25 protein-coding genes and 2 pseudogenes are annotated in these 26274 nt (G+C 39.1%); 16 read left to right on the top strand and 11 right to left on the bottom strand.

Annotation, left to right across the window (positions count from 1 at the left end; translation table 11 throughout):
• Positions 1–8: 8 nt before the first annotated feature.
• The 4 genes from A4V09_RS22790 to A4V09_RS22775 form a co-directional block, all read right to left on the bottom strand.
• Positions 9–1343 (bottom strand): ABC transporter substrate-binding protein, encoded by a 1335-nt coding sequence (locus tag A4V09_RS22790; protein WP_065544348.1) that lies wholly within the window; start codon positions 1341–1343, stop codon positions 9–11.
• Positions 1344–1365: 22 nt separating this feature from the next.
• Positions 1366–2205, bottom strand: coding sequence for a carbohydrate ABC transporter permease (locus A4V09_RS22785; RefSeq protein ID WP_065544347.1), 840 nt, complete (start codon positions 2203–2205; stop codon positions 1366–1368).
• 12 nt (positions 2206–2217) lie between these two features.
• Positions 2218–3126 carry a carbohydrate ABC transporter permease gene (locus tag A4V09_RS22780; RefSeq protein WP_065544346.1) on the bottom strand — a complete coding sequence of 303 codons (909 nt, stop codon included), beginning with the start codon at positions 3124–3126 and terminating at the stop codon, positions 2218–2220.
• A gap of 275 nt (positions 3127–3401) precedes the next feature.
• Positions 3402–4337 carry a sugar phosphate isomerase/epimerase family protein gene (locus A4V09_RS22775; protein WP_065544345.1) on the bottom strand — a complete coding sequence of 312 codons (936 nt, stop codon included), beginning with the start codon at positions 4335–4337 and terminating at the stop codon, positions 3402–3404.
• A gap of 276 nt (positions 4338–4613) precedes the next feature.
• On the opposite strand from A4V09_RS22775, the gene A4V09_RS22770 reads away from it, so the two are divergent.
• Positions 4614–6410 carry a sensor histidine kinase gene (locus tag A4V09_RS22770; protein ID WP_065544344.1) on the top strand — a complete coding sequence of 599 codons (1797 nt, stop codon included), beginning with the start codon at positions 4614–4616 and terminating at the stop codon, positions 6408–6410.
• Positions 6411–6413: 3 nt separating this feature from the next.
• The gene (locus A4V09_RS22765; protein WP_065544343.1) at positions 6414–7892 is read left to right on the top strand and encodes a helix-turn-helix domain-containing protein; all 1479 of its coding nucleotides are present in this window, start codon (positions 6414–6416) and stop codon (positions 7890–7892) included.
• Between the two features lie 60 nt (positions 7893–7952).
• Here A4V09_RS22765 and A4V09_RS22760 read toward each other — a convergent pair whose 3' ends face one another.
• The gene (locus A4V09_RS22760) at positions 7953–8789 is read right to left on the bottom strand and encodes an MBL fold metallo-hydrolase (RefSeq protein WP_065544342.1); all 837 of its coding nucleotides are present in this window, start codon (positions 8787–8789) and stop codon (positions 7953–7955) included.
• Between the two features lie 270 nt (positions 8790–9059).
• On the opposite strand from A4V09_RS22760, the pseudogene A4V09_RS26610 reads away from it, so the two are divergent.
• From A4V09_RS26610 to A4V09_RS22750, 3 genes and pseudogenes are all read left to right on the top strand, one after another.
• Positions 9060–9276 (top strand): annotated as a pseudogene (locus A4V09_RS26610) (transposase zinc-binding domain-containing protein); the annotation flags it as partial.
• Between the two features lie 262 nt (positions 9277–9538).
• Complete coding sequence (locus A4V09_RS22755; protein WP_065544341.1) at positions 9539–9724, top strand: hypothetical protein; 186 nt, start codon at positions 9539–9541, stop codon at positions 9722–9724.
• A gap of 257 nt (positions 9725–9981) precedes the next feature.
• Positions 9982–10932, top strand: a complete 951-nt coding sequence (locus A4V09_RS22750) for a hypothetical protein (protein WP_065544340.1) — start codon at positions 9982–9984, stop codon at positions 10930–10932.
• A 157-nt stretch (positions 10933–11089) separates the two neighbouring features.
• Here A4V09_RS22750 and A4V09_RS22745 read toward each other — a convergent pair whose 3' ends face one another.
• The 4 genes from A4V09_RS22745 to A4V09_RS22730 are packed head-to-tail and all read right to left on the bottom strand — an operon-like array spanning position 11090 to position 16122.
• A complete protein-coding gene (locus A4V09_RS22745; RefSeq protein ID WP_065544339.1) occupies positions 11090–12574 on the bottom strand; it encodes a glycoside hydrolase family 32 protein in 1485 nt (494 codons plus the stop codon).
• An 11-nt stretch (positions 12575–12585) separates the two neighbouring features.
• On the bottom strand, positions 12586–14256 hold the full coding sequence (locus A4V09_RS22740) for a type 2 periplasmic-binding domain-containing protein (protein WP_065544338.1): 1671 nt from the start codon (positions 14254–14256) through the stop codon (positions 12586–12588).
• A gap of 13 nt (positions 14257–14269) precedes the next feature.
• The gene (locus A4V09_RS22735) at positions 14270–15166 is read right to left on the bottom strand and encodes a carbohydrate ABC transporter permease (RefSeq protein WP_065544337.1); all 897 of its coding nucleotides are present in this window, start codon (positions 15164–15166) and stop codon (positions 14270–14272) included.
• 17 nt (positions 15167–15183) lie between these two features.
• Positions 15184–16122, bottom strand: coding sequence for an ABC transporter permease (locus tag A4V09_RS22730; RefSeq protein WP_065544336.1), 939 nt, complete (start codon positions 16120–16122; stop codon positions 15184–15186).
• Positions 16123–16461: 339 nt separating this feature from the next.
• Here A4V09_RS22730 and A4V09_RS22725 point away from each other — a divergent pair, with 339 nt between their 5' ends.
• Positions 16462–17487 (top strand): LacI family DNA-binding transcriptional regulator, encoded by a 1026-nt coding sequence (locus A4V09_RS22725; protein WP_065544335.1) that lies wholly within the window; start codon positions 16462–16464, stop codon positions 17485–17487.
• Here A4V09_RS22725 and A4V09_RS22720 read toward each other — a convergent pair.
• Positions 17484–18410: a DUF4982 domain-containing protein gene (locus A4V09_RS22720; protein ID WP_162291127.1), complete on the bottom strand. Its 927-nt coding sequence runs from the start codon at positions 18408–18410 to the stop codon at positions 17484–17486. The genes A4V09_RS22725 and A4V09_RS22720 overlap by 4 nt on opposite strands.
• A 62-nt stretch (positions 18411–18472) precedes the next feature.
• Between A4V09_RS22720 and A4V09_RS22715 the strand changes: the two genes are divergently transcribed.
• From A4V09_RS22715 to A4V09_RS22665, 10 genes and pseudogenes are all read left to right on the top strand, one after another.
• Positions 18473–19690, top strand: coding sequence for an AAA family ATPase (locus A4V09_RS22715; protein ID WP_084043745.1), 1218 nt, complete (start codon positions 18473–18475; stop codon positions 19688–19690).
• Between the two features lie 12 nt (positions 19691–19702).
• Complete coding sequence (locus A4V09_RS22710) at positions 19703–19924, top strand: hypothetical protein (RefSeq protein WP_065544332.1); 222 nt, start codon at positions 19703–19705, stop codon at positions 19922–19924.
• A 270-nt stretch (positions 19925–20194) separates the two neighbouring features.
• Entirely contained in the window at positions 20195–20497 is a 303-nt protein-coding gene (locus A4V09_RS22705; protein ID WP_065544331.1) for a DUF6788 family protein, read from the top strand.
• Entirely contained in the window at positions 20494–20985 is a 492-nt protein-coding gene (locus tag A4V09_RS22700; protein ID WP_065544330.1) for a DUF3990 domain-containing protein, read from the top strand. Before A4V09_RS22705 ends, A4V09_RS22700 begins: the two co-directional genes overlap by 4 nt.
• Positions 20985–21224 carry a hypothetical protein gene (locus A4V09_RS22695; RefSeq protein ID WP_065544928.1) on the top strand — a complete coding sequence of 80 codons (240 nt, stop codon included), beginning with the start codon at positions 20985–20987 and terminating at the stop codon, positions 21222–21224. The genes A4V09_RS22700 and A4V09_RS22695 overlap by 1 nt, the downstream gene beginning before the upstream one ends.
• 2 nt (positions 21225–21226) lie before the next feature.
• Positions 21227–21442, top strand: coding sequence for a DUF3791 domain-containing protein (locus tag A4V09_RS22690; protein ID WP_065544329.1), 216 nt, complete (start codon positions 21227–21229; stop codon positions 21440–21442).
• Between the two features lie 594 nt (positions 21443–22036).
• Positions 22037–22498, top strand: a complete 462-nt coding sequence (locus tag A4V09_RS22680; RefSeq protein WP_242963892.1) for a helix-turn-helix domain-containing protein — start codon at positions 22037–22039, stop codon at positions 22496–22498.
• A 2-nt stretch (positions 22499–22500) separates the two neighbouring features.
• Positions 22501–23388, top strand: coding sequence for a HipA domain-containing protein (locus A4V09_RS22675; protein ID WP_065544327.1), 888 nt, complete (start codon positions 22501–22503; stop codon positions 23386–23388).
• A gap of 112 nt (positions 23389–23500) precedes the next feature.
• Entirely contained in the window at positions 23501–23722 is a 222-nt protein-coding gene (locus A4V09_RS22670) for a hypothetical protein (RefSeq protein WP_065544326.1), read from the top strand.
• 295 nt (positions 23723–24017) lie between these two features.
• A pseudogene (locus tag A4V09_RS22665) lies at positions 24018–25072 on the top strand (tyrosine-type recombinase/integrase).
• Positions 25073–25482: 410 nt separating this feature from the next.
• Here A4V09_RS22665 and A4V09_RS25820 read toward each other — a convergent pair.
• Complete coding sequence (locus A4V09_RS25820; protein ID WP_274537181.1) at positions 25483–25605, bottom strand: hypothetical protein; 123 nt, start codon at positions 25603–25605, stop codon at positions 25483–25485.
• Positions 25606–26274 lie beyond the last annotated feature (669 nt).

The raw sequence follows: 26274 nt of genomic DNA, 5'->3' as shown, positions 1-26274 counted from the left end.
TTTTTTATCTATTCCTGATTTGCCCAGTATTCATCCAATGCCTGCTGCGCAATAACTGCCGCGTCATCCAGCGCTTCTTTTGCCGGTACATTTTCAATCTCGATCAGGTCACATGCATCGGACAAAGCCGTCATTACGTCACCACCGGTAATATCATGCCACTTTCTGCGTCCAAGTTCAGCCTGTTCGATCGGCACAAGTGCCTGTGGATTCTTTTCCAAATATGCTTTATACTCTTCATCTTCTTTTACAGAACTGCGTACCGGTACATATCCTGCACTCATAGAGAAATTTTTTGTTCCCACTTTATTAAGATAGGTAAGAAATTTGAAAGCTGCCTGTTTTTCAACATCCGGTGCTTTCTTCACAATTGCCGCTGTAATGGGGTCTACATAAGGTTTCGGCGGGTTGTCGTTAAATCCGGGCTGCACATGTGCCGCAATAATGTCAAAATCAAGGTCTCCCTGGTCTCCGCTGGAACCTATATATCCTCCGGCCCTTCCCTGCATTACATCATCAATGGTCTTATACCAATATTCCCAGCCGTCTCCGCCAAAGTGGATTCCCATGATTTTCTCTTCATTGATCCATTTGCGGGCAGATTCCATTGCTTCCACAAATGCGTCACTGTTAAAGGTAACGGTTTTCTCGTCTTCACTTACAATGGTTCCTGCATTACTGCATGCAATGTCAACCAGACAGTCAGGTCCGGACATTGGCTCAAATCCGAAGAAATTGGGTTCCTCTGTTTTATAATGTTCCTGCAGCGTACGTGCTGCATCAGCAACATTCTGCCAGGTAGCAAATACTTCATCCGGATCCAGGCCCACTTCTTCAAACATATCTTTTCTATAGTAAACTACCTGTGTAGTTCCCCATACCGGAAGGCTGTACACATAACCTTCACTGTCCCGGCAATAATCCATGAAGGCTTCTATAATGTCATCTTTGTCAAATTCAGGATCTGCAGCAATATAATCATCCATATATTCCAATACCCCTTTTTCCGCAAACGTAGTGGAGTCTATGTGGCTGCCCAAATAACAGGCCGGAACTTCTCCGGATGCAATCGCCGCCTGCAGCATCTTACTGGTCTCCTCATAGCTTGACTGAACCACACCTTTCACAACAATCTCATCCTGTGACTCATTAAAGGCTACAATCATCTCTTCCATAGTCTCACCCAGAGTTCCCCCCAGCCCGTACCAGAATTCAATTTCCACCGGGCCTGAAGCGCTTTCGTTTCCGCCCTTTGCTGTATTTCCGGATTCAGACTTTCCGCATCCAACTGCTGATACCATTGTCAGCATTGCCAGTGTCAGTGCAATTGTTCGTTTTTTCATTTTCGTTTTCTCCTTAACTTTTTTATTCTTTTACCGCAGCATCACTGGTAATTCCGTTTAAAATCCAACGTTGTCCGAAAAAGAACAGTAACAACAATGGAAATACGATCACACAACATGCTGCCATAATAGTTCCCCACTTCAATCCATAAGCACCTTCCGATGTGAAGAATGCCTGCAGGCCCATGCTCACCAGGTATTTTTCTTTATCGTGAATCAATAAGGAAGGCCACATAAAACTGTTATAACTGCCCAGGAAGGAAAGTAATCCCAGGGTAACAAACGATGAAACTGACATGGGGGAAACTACCTTCCATAGAATCTTCCAATGTCCTGCCCCGTCAATACGTGCCGCTTCCACAATACCCGGACTGATCTGTGCAAATACCGTTCTTAAAAAAAAGATATTAAAAATACTTGCACAACTGGAAAAAATATAGCCGGCATGGGTATTCATCAATCCTAATTTTGATAAAATCACATATGATGGCACATAAGTTGTACTGGCCGGCATAATGTATGTAATCATGATCAATGCGATCAAAATATTTTTCCCGCGAAAATGGATATGAACCAGCGCATATGCAAACATTGCTGAATTAATTAAGATCACTGCTGTAATAATAACCGCTGTGTAAGCACTATTCCACATATATTTAAAAAATGTTCCGTCTGCCAGAGCATCTCCGTAGTTGATCCACTGTGCCACTGAAGGAAAAACCTTTGGCGGAACTTCCCAGATTTCATTTTTCGTCTTTATGGAATTGGTGAACATCCATAGAAATGGAAATGCTATTAAAAAACTTGTCAAAACCAAAACCACATGAACCAGACTATTCTTTATTCCTTTTTTTCTCGTCACTGTTGTCACCTCCTAGTTATAGAATACGGTTTTCTTAGAAATTTCAGTCTCAGCCCAGGAAAGAACCACAGTTATAAGCACCAGCACCACTGCCACCGCTGAGGCTTTTCCGGTTTCAAAATTTCTGAACGCTTCCTGATAGTAATAATATAGCAGTGTACGGGTGGAACCTGCCGGACCTCCCTGTGTCAGTACCTGAATCTGGTCATACGCCTGAAGCGAACTGATACTGGACATGATAACCAGGAAAAATGTTGTAGGAGATATCATTGGAAGCGTAACTTTCCAAAACTGCTGAAATCCATTGGCGCCATCAATGGCTGCTGCCTCCTTCAAACTCTGCGGAACCTTCCGAAGCGCTTCCATATAAAAGATCATGGTCCAACCGATACCCTTCCATACAGTCACGATCAAAACACTGAGCATCGCTGTACTGCTGCTTTGTGTCCACTGACTGCCGGGAAGTCCAAAGAGCCCCAGAATATAGTTCAAAATCCCCACACGTGGTTCAAAAATCCAGGACCATACCACACTAACTGCAACCATGGGTGTGATATACGGTGCGAAGATCACGGTACGATACACCCCGGTTCCTTTTCTTGCTCCATTCATCAATAATGCAACCAATAACCCTAAAACAATCGTCGGAACGGTGCTCCCCACTGCAAAAACCAGTGTATTCCACAGTACGTCCCCAAATTTAGGGTCCCTCAACAGACTGGCAAAATTCTTAAGACCCATGAAGTTGATATTTTCAGACATCATATCCCAGTCCGTAAAGCTGAGCCCACCGGACCATACTACCGGTATTACCCAGAAGATCAGCAGCGGAATCAACGCCGGCACCACAAACAAAATCCCTGTGAGATTCTCTTTCCGTGAATAATGCACTTTTGCTTTTCTCTTTCCCTCTTTCTGCATATTTTCACTTTCCTTTCCCTTTTCTGTTCTTACTCAAATTCATATCTGAATTGTAGCATCCGCATTATTCATTTTACATATCTTTATTTGCCAATGAATGTCTTCTTTTGTTCATCTCGTACAGGCATATGTGGGACCCGCGCCATACTATATGGCATTTTTATACAATTCATATCCGATTGACACAAAACAAAAGGGCGGCAGAAACTGCTTTTTTCATACAGTTCCCGCCGTCCCTTCAATAAGTTACATTTTTTATTACCTGAATTCTCTTATCAATCACAAACACTTTCCGAAGCTTTTGCATCCAGTATCATTTGATGAAATCTGAGAGCTCTCTCATGACAGTCTTTCAGCAGACTTATTTCTTCCTCATGGGACTCAAATGCTTCTCCATATTTTAATCCTACCTCAAAATCCGCAGGAAGATCTATTGGAGCTTTTGCCACCCAGCGGGCAATCTGATCCCAATCCAGCACTCCGGTAAATGGTACTCTATGAGCATCTGCCATCACCACCGCCTGCGCGTCATTCAACTTTTCGGGTGCAATGGAATCTGTATCCTGAAGGTGTGTCGCATAGAGACGGTCATAATATTTTTCCAGGAATACATAATAGTTATCCTGGCTCATAATACTGGCATGACCGGAATCATAACACAATCCTATAAAATCATCATCATACCTGTCAAAAATTCTCTCATACTTATCAATCTGGTACTTCATAGGCGTCAGCAGAAGGTTCTCCAGTGCAATTTTTACCCCCGCCGCTTTCGCATAGCCCTGTATCTCATCGAAGGAACGGTATACCTGCCGGTAATAATCTTTCATATTACTTTCATTTTTCTCAAATTCCCGAAATGGAAGCTGCATATGTAAAACCATTACATTTGCTCCCATATGCGTACACAGATCAATCCTGTTTTTTAAAAGGTCTGCTCCCGCCAGCCGCAAATACTCATTTGCGTTTGTGTAATCTTTTCGGCTTCCCCCCTCCGTTGCATGAACAGAATGTCCCTTTACTCCGTAATGTTTCAGAACTGCTCCTGCCTGAAGCATTTCACTTTTACTGTACATATATTCTTCCGACCAGTCATGGATCCACTGTGTATGCGTAAAACCCGCCTCCGCCAGACAACATATCTGATGTTCCATACTTGCCCAATCATGCAAGTCATTGTTATAGTCTGTATTTACTGATGTTTCCAACATATATCTTTCCCCCAATTATTATTTTAGCCTGCCGCTTTTGGTACTACCGGACTTAGCTTTTCCGCATCCAACCGCAATTGTTTCATATTCCAAAATTCATATTTGAAGTATAGCATCTTTCTTTCTTAATCTACATATCATCTTTTGCTATTGAATATCTTCTTTTGTTCATTTCGTATAGATATGCATACAAATTAAAAGCCTTATGTTATAATGTCCACATATTAGAAGTAATTATATCATTTATTACATTATTCCAATATATTGGAGGTGCCTATGAGCTTTTTCACCAAACGAACACTGGTTCAAAAAATATGTATATTATCCCTGCTCTTTTTGACGATTCCCACACTGTTTTTTTCCTTCTATCTGTATAAAAAACAAACACGGGAATTACACACACAGTTGATTCATGAACAGGGCATAGCGATCGAACAGACAACGAAAACACTGGATAATATTCTTACTTCTATTTCAGACCTTTCAAGAGATATTGCCTACTCACAACCCCTGAATAATTATCTCGGAAAACATTATCGTATGGGGCTGAATAAATTTCCTGTATGGTCTGAAAAATATCTGGGCGAAATCATTGCTTCTATCAAATATTCTTTAAAATACAGAAATCTGGGTGTCAACACAGCCAACATTTTTACAACAACTCCTCTGGAGGAGGAAGGCAGCTATTTCTGGTCTGCAGACCGGCTTGTAAATCTGGATTTTTTTCAACAATTTCAGGAAGCAGAAAGCGAATTTGGCCTTTTTTATCTCGATGCGAAACAAACTGAAGTTTTTCATGATACCTGCGGATACTCCACAAGTTCTGCAGACAAAAATATCATCCTGGTCATACAAAAAATCAACACAGAATACCAGGGTTCCTGTATGGGATATATTGTTTTTGAATGCTCCCCGTCCAAAATATTTCCGACTCTGTTTCGTCCTTCGCAAAACGGAAATTATTTTGCCTGGTTTCAGGACTCCCAAAAAGGTTACGGGGCGGAACCACCCCAAAACCTGGAGGAGCTTCTTAATGATGATGCAGATTCCGCTCCGTTTTTCATAAACTCCGGTAAAGAACAATACATCTGCTGTATGATGGAGCATTTTGACATTATGATCATGAACACGCAGCCGCTTACTTTTTATTCCAGTAACCGCCCTGTGTTCAGTCTTTCCCTGGCACTGGCCTCATTTGCTGTACTTCAGTTTATACTGTTAACAATTTTTATCCGAAAATCTTTTCATCAGCTTCACACCGACCTGAACCTGATGGATGCCATTATTGCCCACGGCTTTAAAGAAAAAATTCCTGAGACACGTTCCGACGAAATCGGCATGATCGCCCACCGATACAATATTTTACTGGATAAGATAAATTCCCTGATACAGGAAACCGTAGAGAAAGAAACCACTCAGACTCAGGCTCAGCTAAAAGCTCTGCAATATCAGATCAATCCGCATTTTATCTATAACACACTGAGTATTTTTTCCGGATACGCTTCCCAGCATGGCCAGGAAATACTTGCGGAATCTATCGCCTCCTTTGGGCAGATTCTCCGCTATAACATAAAAAATGATGGACTGTACGCAACGATTGAATCAGAGCTTCGCACTGCTGTCTCTTTGATCAACGTGTACAATATCCGCTATTTTAATCAATTGCGTTTAACTACAGATGTTCCTGAATCCGTTCAAAAGATACAGATCATTAAATTTTTACTGCAGCCTCTTTTGGAAAATTCCATTCTACACGGATTGGTATCGCCTAACACTTCACTGCATATACACATTTCCATTAAACCACTGGCTGATTTTATGGAAATACAGGTTTGCGATGATGGAGACGGTATGTCACCGGACCGATTATCAGAGGTATTATACAGCCTGGAGCATCCTTCTGAAACTTTACTGGATTCTTCCAACGGCACATTTATCGGACTGCAGAACATCTATAGACGACTGAAACTTTTTTACAGCCAACGTGCTCAGCTTACAATTGAAAGCCGTGAACACCATGGGACTACTATAATAATTCATATTCCGGCTGACGTAATAAAGGAGGAGTCATGAACTATGTACAATATCCTGATTGTCGATGACGAATATTATATCTGCGAGGGCCTGCATAACAAGATTCGCCTGCTTAATTTCCCGGAAGCCGGCCAAATCCGAACCTGCCTGAGCGGGGAAGATGCCCTTGAAATTTGCCATACATACAAACCTCAGATTGTATTTACTGATATCAAAATGAACGGCATGGATGGTATCAGCCTGATTCATGCTTTGAGCAAAAAACTTCATCCCGTCCAGTTTATTGTGCTCAGTGGATATGATGATTTTGATTATGTAAGAGGCGCTTTTCAGAACGGAGCCATGGACTATCTCCTTAAACCGATCCTCAACGATAGTCTGGCAAAAGTTCTCGCAAAAGCTTTCTCCGCTTTTCAGAGTTATCCACATGTTCCTCACAAATTCCGGGAAAATCTTTTCCACCTTTCGGAAAATCTTTTGCAGAAGCTGACACAGCTTCCCGCTAATGGGACTCCTTCCGCTTCTTTTCTTACCGGTCTTGCCAATGAAGGAATTGAGGATAACTGCTGTATTGCCATATTGGCTTTTCGTTCCCCTCAGACCTATGAGGCAATGAACCATAAGATCAATGCGGTTTATGATACCATCAGCCATGTTTTATGCAATACGTTATCACAGTTTGAGATTGTTATTATCTGTGCTGCCGAAAGTTATGAACCCCTCAAAAATCTTCTTCTGGGTACTATTGATGCAAACAAAGATTCCTGCGTGGGGTGTCTGATGTCTCCTTCCGACATATCCGGTATTGCCCGGCTTTTTCAGAGAGCACAGGAATATATCTGTCTGCGTCTTCCCCTGGGATACGGACATCTCTTTACAGATATGACGCCAATGGCAAAACAGGGCATTCCTCAAAAGCTTAAACATATGATGAATCAGTTTATCCAAACACCTTCCCTGATTGCCAACAGTGCACAGCGCATTACTTTTATTAATAAAATCGAAGAGCTCACCATACCAGATTTGAACATTTTTTATCATTACTTTAACGAGGTACTCGGTGCAGCCTTATCCACACTAAACTATTTTGAACTGAGCCAGCGCTGTCCTCCTCTCTCTTCTTTTTCGGATTATGAGAGTCTGGAAAACTACCTTTATAATAAACTGTCCCGGTATTCACAGCAAATTTCCCAGCATCCTGAGTCTTCCAATTCTTTGGATATGGTAAAAAATTATGTGGATACGCATTACATGGAGGAACTGACGCTTTCCGCTTTAGCTGACCGTTTCTTTATGAGTTATTCCTATTTGAGCAAGTCTTTTCATAAGACATTCCATATGCCCTTTCAGGAATATCTGCGAATGGTCCGTATGGAACATGCACTGGAGTTTTTGAAGAATCCCAATCTCTCCATTCAGCAAATCGCAGCAAATGTAGGGTATGAAAACGCGTTTAATTTTTCCAGAGCCTTTAAATCCCAGTACGGCGTTTCTCCGAATCATTTTCGTAATAATTCCTGATTCATTACAGACAGAAAGCCTCAGAAAAATCTGAGACTTCCTGTCTGAAATACCTTTGCTTTACTTACCTATTTCTATACACATACCATCAAAAGCCGCCTGAAATACAGTATCTTTCAGGTCTTCTGTCATCCTTTCATATGTCCAGCCGCCATTATGCGAGAAATGTGTCACTACCCATGCAGTCTCCTGATCGGCTACCCCTTCTTTTTCCATTCTTTCTTTTAATTCCAGAATGTCTCCAAATCCCATATGTCCGTGGTAGAATGATTTTCCCTTTCCCATGGTGCAGTCCATACTTGCACCGGTTAATTTTTTACCTCTTAATCCCTCCCAGAATTTCTCGTCCGGAATTCCTGTATCATTGCCATATAAGAAGGCTGTGTTCTCTTTTTCAATTAAAAACAATAACGCGTCTTCTGTCTGCATATGTCTGGCAGGCAATGCTGTGATTTTGTAATTTTCTATCTCCAGTTCGTCAAATGGCTTAATTTCAAGAGGAATAATATATTTCCATATATCTTCAACGGAAAATCTTTCTGCCATCTCCTTTAAAAGACGGATAACCGCACTGTTTCCGTAAATATGAAGCTGCTCGGCTCCCCATTTTTTTCCGTATTCCGGATGACGCATGAATAGATCCATAGGATAAAAATGATCATCATGTGAGTGGGTAATCAAAAGATGCGAAACTGCTGACAGATCTATTTTATTTTCTAATGCATGTTTGTAACTGTCTGCCGGGAAATCGATCAGCAGCTTTTCATCAATCAATGCCTGGGATCTCGTTCTTACTTCTCTCTTACGGTGTTCTCTGGCATATGTACATAACGGACAATTGCAAAATAAGGCTGGGATGCCCTCTGCTGCTGCGGTGCCTAAATATTTAATTTTCATGGCTGCCATCTCCTTTATATTATTTTGGTTTTTTGATGTATGAGTTAAAATGTTTTGCTGTAATACCTTCCTTTGAAATTCTTAACACTTTTTGTCTCCTGCATCATGTTTTTAGTATAACAATTCATGCCTTTATATAACATATCTTTTGTATCATATATCTATCATTTTTTATCGACTTATAGGATTGTCTGAAAAACTGTCTCTGATAATAATATGCCTCTTTATGAAAAAAAGATTATGTCCCACCAATGTCATGGCCTATAAAAAATGGTGATACAGAAGATGCTTACAGACTATTACAAATTTATCGAATACGATATTAAATCCAGACCTATTGTTTTGGAAAATATTGAAAAGGTCATCAACTGCGGGAATCCCTCTTATGGCGGGACCATGTATTGCTGTCCACATTGTGGAAACCTTTATTCACTGCCATTCAAAATTTTGCCCCACCTTTGGAGCAAAGTATTCCAACGACAGGTCTTTCCATAGATCAAAACACTGATTCCTGATCTCAATCCCGGAGTAAGCACTTTCTGCTCACCATGGCTATGACCCTCTACAATGTCCAAATGTAAAAAAGAAATACTTTATGAGCTATATCATAAACACTAAACAGGTTTATTTGGAGGAATTATATAAAAGGACAATGATAAAGCTAAGTATTTATCCCCGCTCCCAGCCTGCTTGACTTCTTTTCCCATCTGTTCCATACTTTACTTATTACAGATTGGAGGCTGATACAAATGGATCAAAAGTATATAGACGAACTCAGGCAAAAATATATCAAAAGTCCGCCTGAAGGAATGTCACCCAAACTGGTCAGAAGCATGACCGATTCCGATTTATTGGATATGCATTACTTTATAACGGAAGATGATGACCTTTGCGATGAAGAATTTGAAGAAGGATTCTATATTTACATCTTTTAACCACCACCTGTTTTCTATGCATATTTTTAATTTGCAATTTACTTAAAGTGTTCTCCGACACGAGAACTTTCCTTTAATACAATAGGAAGACGCAATTGGCTGTTTGCCAAAAGCATCCGCGGTGCACAGGCCAGTGCGACTGTGTACTGCATCACAGAAACTATGCTTCTGAATGGACTGAAGTCATAGAATTATTTTCCGAATGGGATAATTTTTGGATAAAATTACATTTGCTGTTTTAGAAAGGAGAATGAGAGATGAAAAAAAGCACAGATAATTCAGCAAATACAAAAAACTTTAAAACGAACTTAAATAAAGCAGCCAAAAATACTGGCACAGCAGTTTCTTCTACAACAGAAAAGGCTAAAACAGCCCTCACAAAATCTAAAGATTTCATTCTTAAAGCGGTTGACACAAATGGCATTGGGGAAATTGGCATTGAGGATTTTATAATTATCGGCTTACAAACTCCTGGAATCAAAGTAAACCGGGCTGATTTTTTACAACGAGAATTGATGAAAAATTATCCTCCAGAAGTTATTGAGTCAGCTATTACACATAATCCGGCTTATGCTCAGATATCAGCTTGCGAAATTGACAAAATCGCAGATGAAGTAATAAAATTTGAACGGAACTGTGTCTCTGGAATTTTTGCCGCACTAGGCGCCCCCGGGGGTGTCGCCATGGTTGCCACTATACCTGCTGATTTAGTTCAATATTATGGCTATATGCTACGTGCCGCTCAAAAGATTATGTATTTATACGGTTTTCCAGAGATCGACACTACCAAAAAAGAGCACAAATTTGATTCAGAAACTATGAATTTACTAATCATTTGTCTTGGAGTTATGTATGGTGTTCAAGGAACAAATACTGCCCTCAAAGCAATGGCAACTGCCCTTGGAAAAGGTGTTGAAAAGAGATTAATGAACGCCGCCCTTACAAAAGGAACTATCTACCCAATCGTGAAAAGCGTTTCAAAGTGGTTTGGAGTCAATATGACAAAACAAGTGTTTGCCGGTTTCTTTAAAAAAGCTATTCCCGTTGTTGGCGGAGTAATCGGCGGCGGTATTACATATTTATCTTTCAAACCTTGTTGTGACAAGTTAAAAGAATCTTTACGTGATACATTATTAAGTAATCCCGATTATCATTCTACCAAAGAAGAAGATGTTATCATTGACGCTATTGAAATTCAAGAAGTGTAAATTTATTATTTTTAAATAACTAGAGCCATTTTAGAACCAAAGGACATAAAACAACCCCGGAAATGCCAATTTTATCAACATTTCCGGGGTTCTGTCCGTTATTCAAACGTAAACGCACCATAGTCGGTACTGTCATTTAACTTGCCGCACAATCTTTTTATTCTACAACAACATCGTGTTTCACAATATCTATATAAGCTGTTCCGTCAGCATTAAATAGAATCTTATCTGCATCCAGCGGTGTATAAATAAGAGAAGTCATTGCCTGGGCACCGTCATTTACAAATAGTTCAACCGTATATTTGTCCATTAACACACGAAGTTTGATTTTTCCATTTCTGCCTTCCACATTCATGCTTCTACGGCAGATAAAGTCTCTCCTCAGTCCAGAATAATTTCGGTCAAAGGAAACGGTTCCTTTTTTTGCATCATAAACGATTTCCGAATAAAAACTCTCATTCTTTGCCAGTTGAATCCAGAATTTTTCATACCCGCCTTCCTGAATTTCAATGGTCATGTCAATTTCTCTTCCGGAAATCCCATTCAATTCTGTTTTTTCCTGAACCGGAATATTGTTATACATAACTGTATTTGCGTAATAATTTTCCAACTCTTTTACCGGAAGCTGATATAACCTGCTGTTTTTTACATGAATTTCTCTTGGAATCGACATAAGCCCAGACCATCTAAATTCTCCCGGAGTCAAATAGTTATCCCATGACTGCATCCATGCAATCATAACTCTGCGTCCATCTTTCGTTTCCAGAGTCTGTGTTGCATAGAAATCCAGACCATAATCAACGGCACTTACAGACTCCCGTATGAATTTTACCTGCTCTTTGTCATATTCTCCAATCAAACAAAGTGTTCCGTTTCCATTGTGAAATTCCAGTCCCTCCGCATACATATCCTGCGGTGATGTCAAAATAACACACTTTCCTTCAAGCTGAAACATATCCGGACATTCCCACATTTTTCCATATCGGTTCTCACACTTATCTACAACACCACAATACTTCCACTGCTTCAGATTATCTGAGGAATATAACAGCAACTGTCCGCTTCCATCCTCATTTCGACTTCCGACAATCACATAAAATATATTTCCGTCTTTCCAGATTTTCGGATCACGGAAATCGACCTTGCTGGCTCCTTCCGGAAGCATGTCCGTTCCTATGATCGGATTCACATCAGACTTTTCATAATCAACGCCATCTCCGACTGCTATACACTGTGTCTGACGTTCAAAGTGTTTTCCTTCTTCATCTTTTCCAACAACGACATCGGTATAGACCAATACATGTTTTCCTTCAAATTCTATGGCGCTTCCCGAAAAACATCCGAAACTATCGTATTCCTGATCGGGCGCAAGACAGGCAGGCATCTGCTCCCACTTAATAAAATCTTTTGATTTAAAATGCGCCCAATGCATCGGTCCCCATTGCGTACTGTATGGATGATACTGACACATTAAATGTATTTCATCCTGAAACACCGAGAACCCATTGGGATCATTTACCCAGCCGATTGGGGCACAGGCATGAAAAGAAGGTTTTTGTCCTGCAGGAATGTCAGGGATTTCATTCCTTTCATATTCTCTTGCTTTCTGCAGCAATCCATTCATATCTTTTTTATTTTCCATATAATATATTCCTATTTATCTGCACTTAACGATTTCTGGTATTCATCAAAATACTTCTGCTTAATTTTCAAATACTCCTGCAAACCGTATTTGTCCATTTTCTCTAAATATGCATCCCATTCTTCATCAATACCGCCATTCAAAATCCAGCTTGCCTTCATCTGTTCTGCGTATTTCCTGATATCTGTATCAAGCTGAGAAACTCTATTGGTATCTTCAATACTCATGAACACATTCGGATATACATACTTGCTGTTCATATCCTTCAGATAAGTTTCATGCATATTATCAAGTCTCCACTTTGCATCTGCCGGCCATGTCACATACACATCATAATAATCATTCAGCACCGCCAGCGGGCCATTCACAGACTGTCTTTCACGTACCTCAACCGGTGAATTATTTCCCAAATCCATATGCTTCAGCATCTTTTCGCCTTCGCTGTTTGTACTCATTTCAAATATGTTGGCAGCATCCTTCTCTCCATACGTTCCCCAGTTGTTCTGTGGAGACTGGATTGGTGCATACATCTGATCGATCCATGCAGCCGCAAGTGCAGTATCCCGACAACTTGTTGTAAGAACACAGCGTCCACGGTCAAATCCGCTTGTCTCACTGTTGTTTTGCCTGGTAACATTCACAAGCCCTTCCGGTCCTGCAAGTGCCGGCAGCATTACATAGTCATCATAATTGTCGATATTTCCGATATCCCATGTAAAGCAAAGACCATATCTGTGATTCTTTCCTTTTGCGACATAGGTGGACCACACCTGCGTAAATGCTTCCGGGTCTATCAGCTTTTCTTCAACCAGCTTATGCAGCCATTTAACTCCTTCTTTATAGCCTTCCTGAACTGCCGTATAAACTACCTCTCCGCTATCTGTCACTGCGAAGTGATCCCCCGTGTCTCCATACCCCTCTCCAAATCCATTGATTAAGATTGCCGGATCCTGATCTCCGTTGTTGATGATAAACGACATCGGAATCACATCACCTTCTACACCACATTCTTTCTGAATCTTATCTGCGTTGTCTCGGAATGCAATCAATACCTGTTCCAGTTCCTCTGTTGTAGACGGTACTTCCAGTTCAAGGCAGTCCAGCCATTTCTTATTTATATACGGAATATTACCAATAGCCTGAATCGCTTCTTTTCCTTCTCCAAGCTGCTCAATCCACGGAAATGAATAAATATGTCCGTCCGGTGCTGTAACCATTGTCCGATACTCCGGATATTTTTCAAAAACAGTCTGTAAATTTGGCATATATTTATCAATCAGATTTTCCAATGGAATAATGATTCCCTGCTTTGCATATCTCAGCAAATCATAATCATTCATTCCGGCTGTAAACAGTCCATCCGGAAGATTTCCAAACTGCGCCAGTGCAAGATTCTTTTTATCAGCAAACTGATCTGCCACAAAACAGGTCCAGTCAATTTCCACATTTGTCTGTTCTTCTAATCGCTGAAAAATCAGCCTCTCATTTGGATCCTGTGTACTGGTTGCCGGAGCACTTGTAATAAAAGACAGTTCTTTTTTCTCTTTTAACGGAAATGTTACTTCTTCTGCCGGTGTATCCGGATTTGTATCTGCAACCTGTGCACTTTCTCCGACGCATCCGGCAAGAGAAACCATCATAATCAGTGATATTCCCAGTGCAAATATCATTCTCTTCTTCATCACTCTTTCCTCCTTAGCCCTTTACGGAACCCACCATAATTCCCGAATCAAAATATTTCTGGAAAAACGGATACATAATTAACAATGGTAAACTGGATACTACGATCGTTGCATATTTCAAAAGTTCTGCAACCTTTGCCATCTCAGCCGTACTCTGGATATCCGCAATCATACCAGGCTGTGGAGTATTCTGTACCAGTATGGAGCGAAGCACCAACTGTAACGGCTGTAAGTCTGCGTCATTCAGGTAAATCATGGCGTCAAAGTAACCGTTCCACATACCTACAAAAGACCACAATGCCAATACCGCAATAATCGGCTTACACACCGGAATCATAATTTTGAAAAAGTGCTCTATCTCACTGGCTCCATCAAGCTGAGATGCTTCACGCAGCTCCTTCGGAATGGATTGATAATAGGTTCTTGCGAGAATCATATTCCATACATTGAATGCACCCGGAATCAGAATTGCCCAGATTGTATTTACCAAGTGTAATTGATTCACGAGAATAAAGGTCGGAATCAATCCACCATTAAAAAACATTGTGACGATAAATATTGCATTAAAGAATTTTCTTCCGACAAATTCCTTCTTAGACATCGGATATGCTGCCAGTATGGTAACAAACACTGATATTACTGTAAACGCTATAGAATAGAAAAAGGAATTGGCAAATCCTCTCCATATCATTTTATTTTCGAGTACACGCTTGTACGCATCCAGAGTCCAGTCTTTTAAATGAAAGCTGATCCCCTGATTGTTCAATACATTAGGATCCATGAAGGAAGCAGCTACAACATAAACCAGCGGAATCAGTATTGCAAGAGCAAAAACACCAAGGAGTATATATCCAATGGACAGAATCATTTTATCGGACGTTCCCAGTTTCATTCTTCTTCGATTTTCCATTTTCACTTGCCCCCTTCTTATAATCCTTCTCCATCGTTAAGTTTTGCTACTACCTTGTTTACAAAAATCAACAGGATAATGTTAATTACGGAATTAAACAATCCAACCGCTGTAGAATATCCGTAATCCCCATTCAACAGACCGACTCTATACACATATGTAGAAAGTATTTCTGATGCCGGAAGGTTCATATCCGTCTGCAGTGCATAGGCTTTTTCAAATCCGATACTCATGATATTTCCTGCTTGCAGAATAAACTGAATCACAATAATATTTTTAATTGCAGGCAGCTGCACATACCATATCTGCTGTAAGATATTTGCTCCGTCTACAATTGCGGCTTCCTCCAGGTCTTTGCTTGCATTTGCCAGAGCCGCTGTATACATGACAGACGCCCAGCCGGCGCCCTGCCAGATTCCGCTGGCTATATAAATAGTACGGAATGCCTCCGGCATGGTCATCCAGTTTGCATCAATCCCCAAAACCTGATTCAGCGGCCCTACCGGTGACAAAAACATTCTGACCATACCACAGAGCACAATGACAGAAATAAAATTTGGTGCATAAATCAAAAGCTGGATTTTCTTTTTTATTCCGGTTCTGCGAATCTGGTTTAGCAAAAGAGCAAGAATAATCGGTATCGGAAATCCCCACAGCAATCCATAGGCACTCAGTTTCAATGTGTTCAGAAGATATTTCATAAAATCCGGAGACGATAAAAACCTTCTGAAGTAATCCAGTCCCACCCATGGGCTGCCAAATACCCCTTTTATTACATTGTAATCCTCAAAAGCAATCAATACTCCTCCCATGGGAATATACTTGAAAATAATTGTCAAAAGAAGAGCCGGCATTAAAAATATTACATATAACTGCCAGTTTCTTTTGATGTAGCCAGCTTTTTGGCGAAAAGTCTGTCTACCGGCTGAAACACTTTTTGCATTACGAAAACTCATTGTTCCCTCTCCTCCCTTTTACATTTGCATCATTTCCTGATAAACATGTAACATTGCACTGATTCATTGTGCACTTTGTACTGTTTCTTGAGTCTATACTAACATTTGCACACCTTTTTGTCAATTATATTTTTACATATACCTCATTTATTTTTACATTTACACCTTTTTCATCTGTAAACAAGCCGGTATGCCAATAAAAAACAGCTTTTAATCCATCACATTTTTACATTTGACAAATCTTTTTAAATAAGTTACATTTAATAATGAAGTATAACACCCTCATAAAAGTATTTATACAGATTATACGATCATCATATTTAAAACAGGGAGGTATCTATGGGAAAACGAATTACCATTCAAGATATAGCTGATTCATTAGGGGTATCAAGAAACACCGTATCAAAAGCCTTAAACAATACCGGTGTGCTGGCAGATGCTACAAGAGACAGAATTTTGCAAAAGGCTGCCGAACTGGGATATAAACAATTTTCTTACTATCCACCTTTAGCTTCCATTCCAAAACCAGAAAATTGTGAGATTGCTCTTTTTACCCGTTCTATGCCGAACAGTTCTCATTTCGGCTCAAAACTTTTAAATACTTTTCAGGAGAAAATCAGTTCTAACGGATACCGATTATCATTTTTTCTGATTCGTGAGCAGGAATTTGCGGAATTACAGCTCCCGGCCGGATTCGACCTTTCAAACACTGCCGGAATCATCTGTTTAGAACTATTTGATTACGCATACAGTCAGATGCTCAGCAAGCTTGATATTCCACTGCTTTTTACCGACTGCGCCTCTAACATTGATTTCACTACGCTTGATGCGGATTTTCTGTTTATGGAAAACCGAAGCAGTATTTCCAGCGTCGTGCAGACTCTCATAAAGGACGGACAGCACCGGCTTGCGTTTGCAGGAGATATCAATAACTGCCACTCATTTTTTGAACGATATCAGGGATTCAGTGATGCGCTCAGACTCTCTGGTCTAAAACCGGTTACTGACGAACTCTTAGCAAACGAGCCCTTCCATACTGTTGAACAGCTTGCATCACATATCAAACAACTGCCAGAACTGCCAGATGCATTTATATGTGCAAATGATTTTGTCGCCATGGACCTCATGAAGGCGCTGAAGAAATGCGGCTTATCGGTCCCTAAAGATGTAAAAATTACAGGGTTCGATAATTCTGCTGAATCCCAGATTATTGAACCACATTTAACCACTGTCCATATTCCAAGTTCTGCTATGGGATATATTGCTGCGGAACTGCTTCTTTCCCGTATCGAAGAACCAGGTATTCCATATCGGACAACTTATGTTCGCACTGTAATAAAATACCGGGAATCATCCCGTTACTAAGTTTCTGCATATAAAGTCACAAGGGCTGCCAATCCTAATTGCCCCTTGTGGCTTTTTCCGCCTAATGCTTTCACTCCTGCCTTTGCCTGTGTATTTTCCGGAACTGCCTTTATTTTTACTGCCTTTCCCGTTGTCTCTATCGTGCTGCGGGATACTTCTTTTCTGCCCGTGCTGCTTACTGCTGTAAGGATGCCAGGCTCATATTCAAGCTCAAAACTTGCGCAATAAGGGGCTTTTTTGCCTGCCGGTTTTCTGCCAGGGCTTTTTTCGTTCAAAAACAGCTCCAACCATTCTGCGCCTGAGTACACGTTCACTCTTATCGGCTTTCCTTCTTCACCTTCTAAATTCCAGCTTTGCTTTTCCTCTGTCCTGCTAAATCCAAGCATCTTAATCTCCGCAAGGTCGTGGTAAGCCGGAGGCTGCACTGCAATACAAGTGCTCTGGTCCCCCCACACGTTCTTTCTGTAAATCCCCTGCACCGTCGGTACTCCGTTAATGTCAAAATCTGCACAGTTTGAGAGCCGGTACGGGTATTCTGTCTTCACCATGATATCCATCATGCCGAATACATTGTTATATTTTTCCTCTTCCTCCTTCGGAACATGGACACACCTTCCAAGTCCCGCTTCTCCTATGTGATTCCAGCAGGTCCAGACAAAGTCGCCTATCACCTCCGGGTGCTCATCCATAATTTCTTTAATCAGATCACTGGTCCGGGCGTAGCTTTCTGTTCTCATAACAGCCGCGTTGGGATATTTTTTGATAAGAGAAGGAAAACGGAAATAGGAGTAGTGGGTATCTATAACTCCCGTATAATCGGCTACTGCTTTTGTAATGGATGCATCTGTTGTCGGTGGAAACATTTTCTCTATCTCCGCAGTCATTTCGGATACAGTGCTGTCCAATACACCGTATTTCTGCATGACTTCCTCCAGCTCATCCGGATTCCACTTTTCTATTGTGATACCTCCGACAATCACCGGCCGTGTGCCGTCAGCCTCGCGCTGGCGCAGATGGTACTGGAAAAACATCCATACTGGAAGCAGCTGCTATTGCAGTTGGAACTTTTATCTCTGCTATGGATGGGCTTACGAATTACAGAATCAGAAAACATGATGCTCATAATAAATATTTCAATAAGGGAAGCGTTGTTGATGTTCAGCCACAATTCCCAGTAGAAATTACCACACAAAGTGAAATCAATGGTGAAAAAGTTCAATGGATTAGATCATTAAATTCAGCAAATGGACGTGATAGCATATCAAATACAAAAGAACTAACAAGCATTGCAATTAGGTATCAAGAAAGAATTAGAAATGGTGATACTAATTTAGTATTGCCTATTATATCTTATTATGGTATAGGACGTTTATGGAATCAACATAGGGAAAAAAGGAATAATACATTTAAAAAAAGCACAAGAAGTAATGGCTATCTTGATAGTTTAGATGGTGCAGCCAATGACAAATTTATGATGAAATGGTTCCAGGAAATGACCATTCAGCAATATCAGAAAGGACAAATATTACCTGAGTTCAAAGCTGTTTGTCTTGCAATGGAGCAGTGTTTTCAGTCTATTTCTGGCTATCAGAATGTAAAAGTACAATTTAATTTGGATACACATGAAATCGATTTAATGTATCTTGCTCAAGATAATAACTTTAAAACGATTCCACTTTCGCAGCTTAGTGATGGTTACAAGTGTACAATCAGTTTAGTTGCCGACATTGCTTATAGAATGGCTATTTTAAATCTTCAATTACTAGAACATGTTTTAACCGAAACGGATGGTATAGTCTTAATAGATGAAATTGATTTACATTTACATCCATCATGGCAGCAGAAGATTTTAACAGATCTGATGAAGATTTTTCCAAAAGTCCAGTTTATTGTAACTACTCATGCGCCGGCCGTGATTAATTCTGTAGGCACAGAAAGTTTAATGATCATCAAGGATAAAGAGATACTTTGCGCTCCTGATGAAACTTATGGAAAGGATGTTAACACAATATTTAGAGAAGTAATGGGTGTTTCTGAGAGACCAGAAGATGTCCAAATGTTATTTAGCAAATTTTATAACTTCTTGGATAACAAAAACTTTGTAGGAGCAGAAGCGGCATTAGATAGTCTCGAAACGATCTTAGGAAATAACGATACCAAGGCTAATTCCTGCCGTGTAAGATTAGAATTAGAACGGCTATAAGAGATTGGTAACATGATAAAGATAAACAAAGGCAAAGAACCTAAAGAACTGATTGCATACAAACAGTTACCAAATGTAGCGTACGAAGAAATGACATACGAATTAAAAAATATTGTTCTTGATGACCTATTGAATGATGCTTATAACAAACTGCACCAGTATGTAGAATCCGTTTTAGTAACGAAAAGAAACCCGGAGGAATCAGCAGATACTTTCGGTGCCAGGCTACCTTAGGTAAACCTTGAAAAGCTTCTGCAAAAAGGACTAGTCGTAAAGGTGTGCCTTGCCCTTCCAGATACTTCGATACACGTACTGTTTACAGTGCGTGTACGTATCATCTGGCATGAACCAAGCGTATGCTTAATGCGTGACTGGATTTATTTACCGAGTGCATAAAAACTTGATCAAATCATACATAAGGTACGGGATATATTTCTCTCACTTTACTCCACACTATGTTGATATTTCTTGAAATGTTGGGTATAATAAAGATAGGTGAGAACAATGAGTTTAATTATCAGTACCGTAAAAAAAGAAAAACAGCGGATCGATTATATGCTGGAAAAATACCGAGAAATACTGGCAGGGCTTCCGAAAGGTACGATCTCTGAAAAGAAAGTCAATGGGAATACCTACTGCTACTTAAAATACCGGGATGGCAAAAAAGTGGTGTCAAAATATATTGGGAAAAATGATGTTGAATCCATACGCGAACAAATTGAAAAGCGACGCCATGTAGAGGCAATGATACAATCCCTGACAGAAGAACAAAAACTTGCCAAAAAAGTATTGGAGGGAAAGATATGATCTTATATCACGGAAGTAATGTGGTGGTTTCAGAGCCGAAACTGATTAAGCAGAACCGTTTTCTGGATTTTGGATTTGGCTTCTATACAACTACCAATAAAAAACAGGCGGTTTCTTTTGCGGAAAAGGTGTATCGCAGACGCAAAGAAGGCGGAAAGATTGTCAATATCTATGAGATTGACGAACAGAAAGCCTTCTCGGAATGTTCGGTGCTTCGTTTTGAATCTGCAGATGAAGCGTGGCTGGATTTTGTATCGGATAATAGATCTGGCAATTATGAGGGACCGGAATATGATTTTGTTTATGGCCCTGTTGCAAACGATGATGTTTATACGACCTTTACCCTCTATACATCCGGTGTTCTGACAAAAGAGCAGACATTGGAAGCATTAAAAATCAAGAAACTGTATAACCAGTTGGTCATAAGCTCTGAAAAGTCATTGAGTTATTTGAAATTTGCAGGAACTTTACCGGAGGTGGAATGGTGATGGACGAAAAGAAATTTGAAGCTATGCTGACTTTGATCGTACCAAAGGTTATCCACTTGATTACGGAAAACTATCCCTATGATGAAGTTACAGCATCTAAAGAGTTCTATGATTCAAAAGTTTACTCTCTATTGGAGCAGGAAGATACAAAGCTGTGGCATTTCAGTCCTTTGACATTATTCAATATGTTTGAGGAAGAAAAAAGGACCGGAGATTTCATAATCCCTGAGGAGGTGTGATTATGAGCAAAGAAGGAAATTTTTTAGTGTACTGTATTGAAAAATATAAATCTGCAAAGCACCTGACCGGAAAACAGGTCAGTGAACTGTTTTCCCAATACAATGTATGGGACTATATTTACTCATGTTTTGAAGCGCTGCATACGACCGGAGATAATTATATTGTAGAAGATATTGACCTGTATATTGAGGCACGTCAACAGCAGACAATAGCGTAAAACCAATAACAGCTACCCGCTTATTCTAACCGTTTGTCTAGAACAAGCGGGTTTTTCTATGACTAAAAGGAGGTGTCGTATATCGATAAGATGGAGTTCTACAGCAGTGCATACTTTTTTGGCACCTTACAGCTAGCATTCTTATTTTAGGGTTTCAGATACCGGATGGAATGGTAAATCTTGCCGTTATATTCGACACGGATAGCCAAACGAGGATTTATTAACACGGTGATCGCGCGTCGGGCATTGATAATGGGGAATCCTTCATCCAAGATCTGAAAACAACGGTTTTAAAAAAAGGTTCCGACTGTATCTATTTTTCGTGTGTGTTTTTAACACAAAGGATGGAGTCAAGATCAACTCCTTTTGCTATGGGGAGAAAAATAGACTCTGCTTCCGGTGTGACAGAAAACCTCTGATTGAAAAGTTTTCGATACTCTGTTTCTAGAAAGTGGTTCGCTTCCGACAGGGTCTTTCTCAAGTGAATCCTAAGAAGACATTATCACAAGTTAATAACATACAAATCTCTTTATTGCTTGACAAAAAGGTCGGCATACCGATACAATATAATTAATTTAGGAAAGGATGATGTATATGAATTTGCAAACCTATCTTAATTTAAAAAATATCACAAAGTATCATTTATCTAAAATTAGTGGTGTTCCTAAAACAACGGTTATAGATATATGTTCTGGAAAAAGTTCCCTGCAAAACTGTTCTGCAAGAACAGTATGGCAGCTTGCAAAGGCTCTCGGATGTACGATGGAAGATATGATGGAATGGGATAATATAGAAGATAGATATAACACGAAAACTGGCCTCCCTCTTAGTCAGTCATATTTTGAATGTGGCTTACCATTATATCTACAAAAATCAATTAAAAATATGTCCGCTTCATGGGAAATTGAAGACAGTGGAAAAAAAGATTATCACTGGGATATTGCATGGAGCGAACTAAATGCGGATATAAATTCCGCAGAATCAGGACAGGAAATATCAACAGAACAGGCGTGGTATTTACGAGAAAAGTATTTAAGAATGAAACGAGGTGACTAAATATGATTGATTTCACAAATTTGCCTATACGTAACAAAACTTATGCTGGAGCAAATGGAAGCAAGATTTCTGTTATTTATAATGGAGAACAGTATATGTTGAAGTTTCCAGCAATTCCTTCAAAAAATAGGGAAATGAGTTATAGCAATGGTTGTGTGTCGGAATATATTGGTTGTCATATCTTTGATAGTATAGGTATTCCCGTACAGGAAACATTGCTAGGGACTTATACACGAAATGGACGAAAAAAGATTGTAGTTGCGTGTAAAGATTTTACAGCAAACGGATTGATTCTCCAAGATTTTGCATCTTTGAAAAATACAATGATTGATTCTATTCATAACGGATATGGAACAGAGTTAAGTGATATTCTTATGACGTTAGAGGAACAGACTGCTATGGAACCTCATGTTCTCATTACATGGTTTTGGAATATATTTATTATAGATGCTTTAATTGGAAACTGGGATAGGCATAATGGAAATTGGGGATTTCTTTATAATAACAACACGGATGAAATCACACTTGCTCCCGTATATGATTGCGGAAGCTGTTTATTCCCTCAAGCAGATGAAGAAATTATGAAAAGAACATTGGAAGATCCGGACGAAAGAAACCTGCGTGTATTTGAAATACCATTGTCCGGAATTAAAATTAATGGGCAAAAGATACGGTATTTTGATTTCATATCTTCTTTGCAAAACTCAGAGTGTAATATGGCATTAAAGCGTATTGTACCTAAAATTGACATAAAAGAAATTAATAGAATAGTGGACAAAACTCCATTTATATCTAGCTTACAAAAAGATTTTTATAAGATGATTCTAAAAGAGCGTAAAGAACGAATTTTAGACTATTCTTATCAAAAACTTTGTAGACAAGAAAAATAGAAAAACTGAGCTATTATTCAACTCTTTAATGTTACATCGTAACACATATTTACAATGCGCGAAGAGAATTTTTGGTATACTTATATAACTCAAATAAAAGAGTGAACAAACAATGAAGTATTACGAAATGCAAAAACTTGTAGCATATAGACTAATAAAAAGTAGTAGTGATAAAACATTTAAAGAAGAAGATATAAATTCTGTACAAGGAGCCGGCTGGATTATTCCTACAGAAGTCGGCATAGATACGTTATATTTTGAAGGAGATATAACATTTGCCTATATTGTTTACCAAAATAGGCATTCAGAGTATTGTATTTCAAGGCAACCATGATATGCTTTCTTTGAATCATAGGTGGATGATTGATTACTAAAACAGAAGATTCCGAACATTATCTAAAGATAAGATGGAATAGTGGATAGACCATGTTTCATTGAATCATATTAGTATGAATATTATGGTTATCAATCTATACAACAAATTCATAGTTTTTCATATAGATTGACGAAAAAGACACTCTCATGGTATAATTTCTATGAAATACAGTTTTTCTTTATTAACTGGTATTAAATGAATTTTAGCTTATACCTCACTTAATTTTATTTATTGTTTAGGAAGGATAAAATTTATGGAAAGAACAACATACCATGAACAATCTGATATACAAAACATTTTGAAGCTTCGTCAAATATTAGAAACACTTCAGCTTTTGCAAAGGATTATTTTCGTGCCATTGAAACAACCACTACCACAAAAACTCGAATTTCCTATGCTTACGATATTCGTATCTTTTTTCAGTTTTTAATTCAAAACAATCCTGCTTTCCGGAAATTTAGAACACAAGATTTTAACCTTCAGGTTCTTGATCAGATACAGGCTATAGATATTGAAGAATACATGGAATACTTAAAAGTATATACAGATTCTAAAGGTGAATCTGTTATCACTAACGGAGAACGCGGTCTAAAAAGAAAAATATCTACTCTACGGAGTTTTTACACATATTATTTTCGGCACGAAATGATTCAAACAAACCCAACACTTCTAATAGATATGCCTAAGATTCATGATAAAGCTATTATACGGCTAGATCCAGATGAAGTTGCTAGGTTATTGGATTATATTGAAAATTGTGGTGATAAATTATCCGGACAAAAACGAGCATATTATGAGAAAACTAAAGAGCGTGATTTAGCAATCATTACTCTTCTCTTAGGCACAGGTCTGCGCGTTTCCGAATGTGTGGGGTTAGATGTAGAAGACTTGGATTTTCGAAATAATGCCGTTAAAGTCACACGTAAAGGCGGCAATGAAATGCTTGTTTATTTTGGCGAAGAAGTAGAAAAGACTTTGAAGAGCTATCTTGAAATACGGGAAACAATCACACCAGTAGCCGGACATGAACACGCACTCTTCTACTCTACTCAAAGAAAACGTATTGGAATCCAAGCAATTGAAAACTTAGTTAAAAAATATTCCAAAGAAATTACGACTGTCAAAAAAATCACTCCTCATAAACTCCGTAGCACTTATGGGACTTCATTATATCAAGAAACCGGTGATATTTATTTGGTAGCAGATGTTTTAGGACATAAAGATGTAAACACTACACGAAAGCACTATGCTGCAATTGATGATCAAAGGCGTAGAAAAGCCGCCACAGCTGTTAAACTACGAGAATAATTTTATCGTATTCAACTTTTTCAAAGTTTCACTCTTCAACATATAACCGAGGTTGGATTCCCGTAATATAATATGATTTATATTTATTCTGATTTTCCTTCTACAAAACAATTCACATCTGTCAAACGGATGCCAGACTACGATTATCCGCAAGGAATTAGCTTCGCAACGGAGCCACCAAAAAGCTGTGGACCGAATACATAGAGGATTGTCGTGCTAACGGTGATGTCCACTCATGTATTTGCAGTTCGTCTATCACATCCAACAGGACGAACGGAAAGACGCTCTACCATGCATATCAACCGTAAACCGAGCGAACAGGTTGAGGTTGACTAGGCCGATGATTCTGCGACACTCGTTGATTCTGATACCGGAGAAGTTATCAAAATCTATATATTTTTGGTGTGATGTCATACAGCTCTGATAACTGCAAGACTGCAGTTGCTCATAACGGTGCTTGGAAAGACCAGCAGATCAATGAAACGTATCAGGAACTGGCTGAACATTATAGCACAGCGATTGTTCCAACTCATGGCAGCGATTCCTAGCATAAACCGAATACTGAAGGAACAGTGGGCAATATTTCTACCTGGATAACAATAGTCCTTCGTCTTCTCTCTTGAAGAATTGAACTGTGTAATAAGAAAAAAACTTAAACTTTTCAACCAAAAATTTTTTCAAATGATAGAGGGCTTTCCTTCTTCGTCTACATTTTATTTTCCAATTGATTATAATGCATTAATGACCTAATATTATTCCTTATTTTCGGGGAATAAATGAAGTAATCGTGTGAAGTTATAAAATTGTTGTAATTGTTGAGCTGCTTCTCTAAGTTATCCAGTTAACTATCATCAAATTCTTCCAAATTATTAGTATAAAATAATATAATTATAATCTCATCTTCATATAAGTGAATATATAAAAATAAGTTTGTACCCAGTGCACTACATCTTCTACCTTTTTTCTGGTAAAATCAAAAGAGATATATTTTTCCAACACTCTCCACTTTCAAATGGATTTTAGTGATAACAGTCAACAATAATTATTACCAATACATCTCCATACCAAAGATACGAACCACACATCAAATTATAGGAACATCCTCTAATCTCTGTAGCTTTCTTAAAAATATGCTTAGTAGCTTTTCTGAAAAATTATTTTATATATCAATGAAAATATTTCTACTTAGGCAGATAAAATAT

It is taken from the genome of Blautia pseudococcoides (genome assembly GCF_001689125.2).
Taxonomy (GTDB): Bacteria; Bacillota; Clostridia; order Lachnospirales; family Lachnospiraceae; genus Blautia; species Blautia pseudococcoides.
The sequence above is the reverse complement of the archived record's forward strand: the minus strand, read 5'-3'. Positions and strand labels throughout refer to the sequence as shown.

Excerpts from the sequence above, each read along its gene's own strand:
- A4V09_RS22750 (WP_065544340.1), top strand. The coding sequence starts at position 9,982 with ATGAAAAAAAGCACAGATAATTCAGCAAATACAAAAAACTTTAAAACG.
- A4V09_RS22730 (WP_065544336.1), bottom strand. The coding sequence starts at position 16,122 with ATGAGTTTTCGTAATGCAAAAAGTGTTTCAGCCGGTAGACAGACTTTT.
- A4V09_RS22740 (WP_065544338.1), bottom strand. The coding sequence starts at position 14,256 with ATGAAGAAGAGAATGATATTTGCACTGGGAATATCACTGATTATGATG.
- A4V09_RS22770 (WP_065544344.1), top strand. The coding sequence starts at position 4,614 with ATGAGCTTTTTCACCAAACGAACACTGGTTCAAAAAATATGTATATTA.
- A4V09_RS22725 (WP_065544335.1), top strand. The coding sequence starts at position 16,462 with ATGGGAAAACGAATTACCATTCAAGATATAGCTGATTCATTAGGGGTA.
- A4V09_RS22755 (WP_065544341.1), top strand. The coding sequence starts at position 9,539 with ATGGATCAAAAGTATATAGACGAACTCAGGCAAAAATATATCAAAAGT.
- A4V09_RS22765 (WP_065544343.1), top strand. The coding sequence starts at position 6,414 with ATGTACAATATCCTGATTGTCGATGACGAATATTATATCTGCGAGGGC.
- A4V09_RS25820 (WP_274537181.1), bottom strand. The coding sequence starts at position 25,605 with ATGAGTTGGAACAATCGCTGTGCTATAATGTTCAGCCAGTTCCTGATA.
- A4V09_RS22705 (WP_065544331.1), top strand. The coding sequence starts at position 20,195 with ATGAGTTTAATTATCAGTACCGTAAAAAAAGAAAAACAGCGGATCGAT.
- A4V09_RS22675 (WP_065544327.1), top strand. The coding sequence starts at position 22,501 with ATGATTGATTTCACAAATTTGCCTATACGTAACAAAACTTATGCTGGA.
- A4V09_RS22720 (WP_162291127.1), bottom strand. The coding sequence starts at position 18,410 with ATGCAGAAATACGGTGTATTGGACAGCACTGTATCCGAAATGACTGCG.
- A4V09_RS22695 (WP_065544928.1), top strand. The coding sequence starts at position 20,985 with ATGGACGAAAAGAAATTTGAAGCTATGCTGACTTTGATCGTACCAAAG.
- A4V09_RS22790 (WP_065544348.1), bottom strand. The coding sequence starts at position 1,343 with ATGAAAAAACGAACAATTGCACTGACACTGGCAATGCTGACAATGGTA.
- A4V09_RS22745 (WP_065544339.1), bottom strand. The coding sequence starts at position 12,574 with ATGGAAAATAAAAAAGATATGAATGGATTGCTGCAGAAAGCAAGAGAA.
- A4V09_RS22680 (WP_242963892.1), top strand. The coding sequence starts at position 22,037 with ATGAATTTGCAAACCTATCTTAATTTAAAAAATATCACAAAGTATCAT.
- A4V09_RS22780 (WP_065544346.1), bottom strand. The coding sequence starts at position 3,126 with ATGCAGAAAGAGGGAAAGAGAAAAGCAAAAGTGCATTATTCACGGAAA.
- A4V09_RS22710 (WP_065544332.1), top strand. The coding sequence starts at position 19,703 with ATGATAAAGATAAACAAAGGCAAAGAACCTAAAGAACTGATTGCATAC.
- A4V09_RS22775 (WP_065544345.1), bottom strand. The coding sequence starts at position 4,337 with ATGTTGGAAACATCAGTAAATACAGACTATAACAATGACTTGCATGAT.
- A4V09_RS22670 (WP_065544326.1), top strand. The coding sequence starts at position 23,501 with ATGAAGTATTACGAAATGCAAAAACTTGTAGCATATAGACTAATAAAA.
- A4V09_RS22760 (WP_065544342.1), bottom strand. The coding sequence starts at position 8,789 with ATGAAAATTAAATATTTAGGCACCGCAGCAGCAGAGGGCATCCCAGCC.
- A4V09_RS22700 (WP_065544330.1), top strand. The coding sequence starts at position 20,494 with ATGATCTTATATCACGGAAGTAATGTGGTGGTTTCAGAGCCGAAACTG.
- A4V09_RS22735 (WP_065544337.1), bottom strand. The coding sequence starts at position 15,166 with ATGGAAAATCGAAGAAGAATGAAACTGGGAACGTCCGATAAAATGATT.
- A4V09_RS22690 (WP_065544329.1), top strand. The coding sequence starts at position 21,227 with ATGAGCAAAGAAGGAAATTTTTTAGTGTACTGTATTGAAAAATATAAA.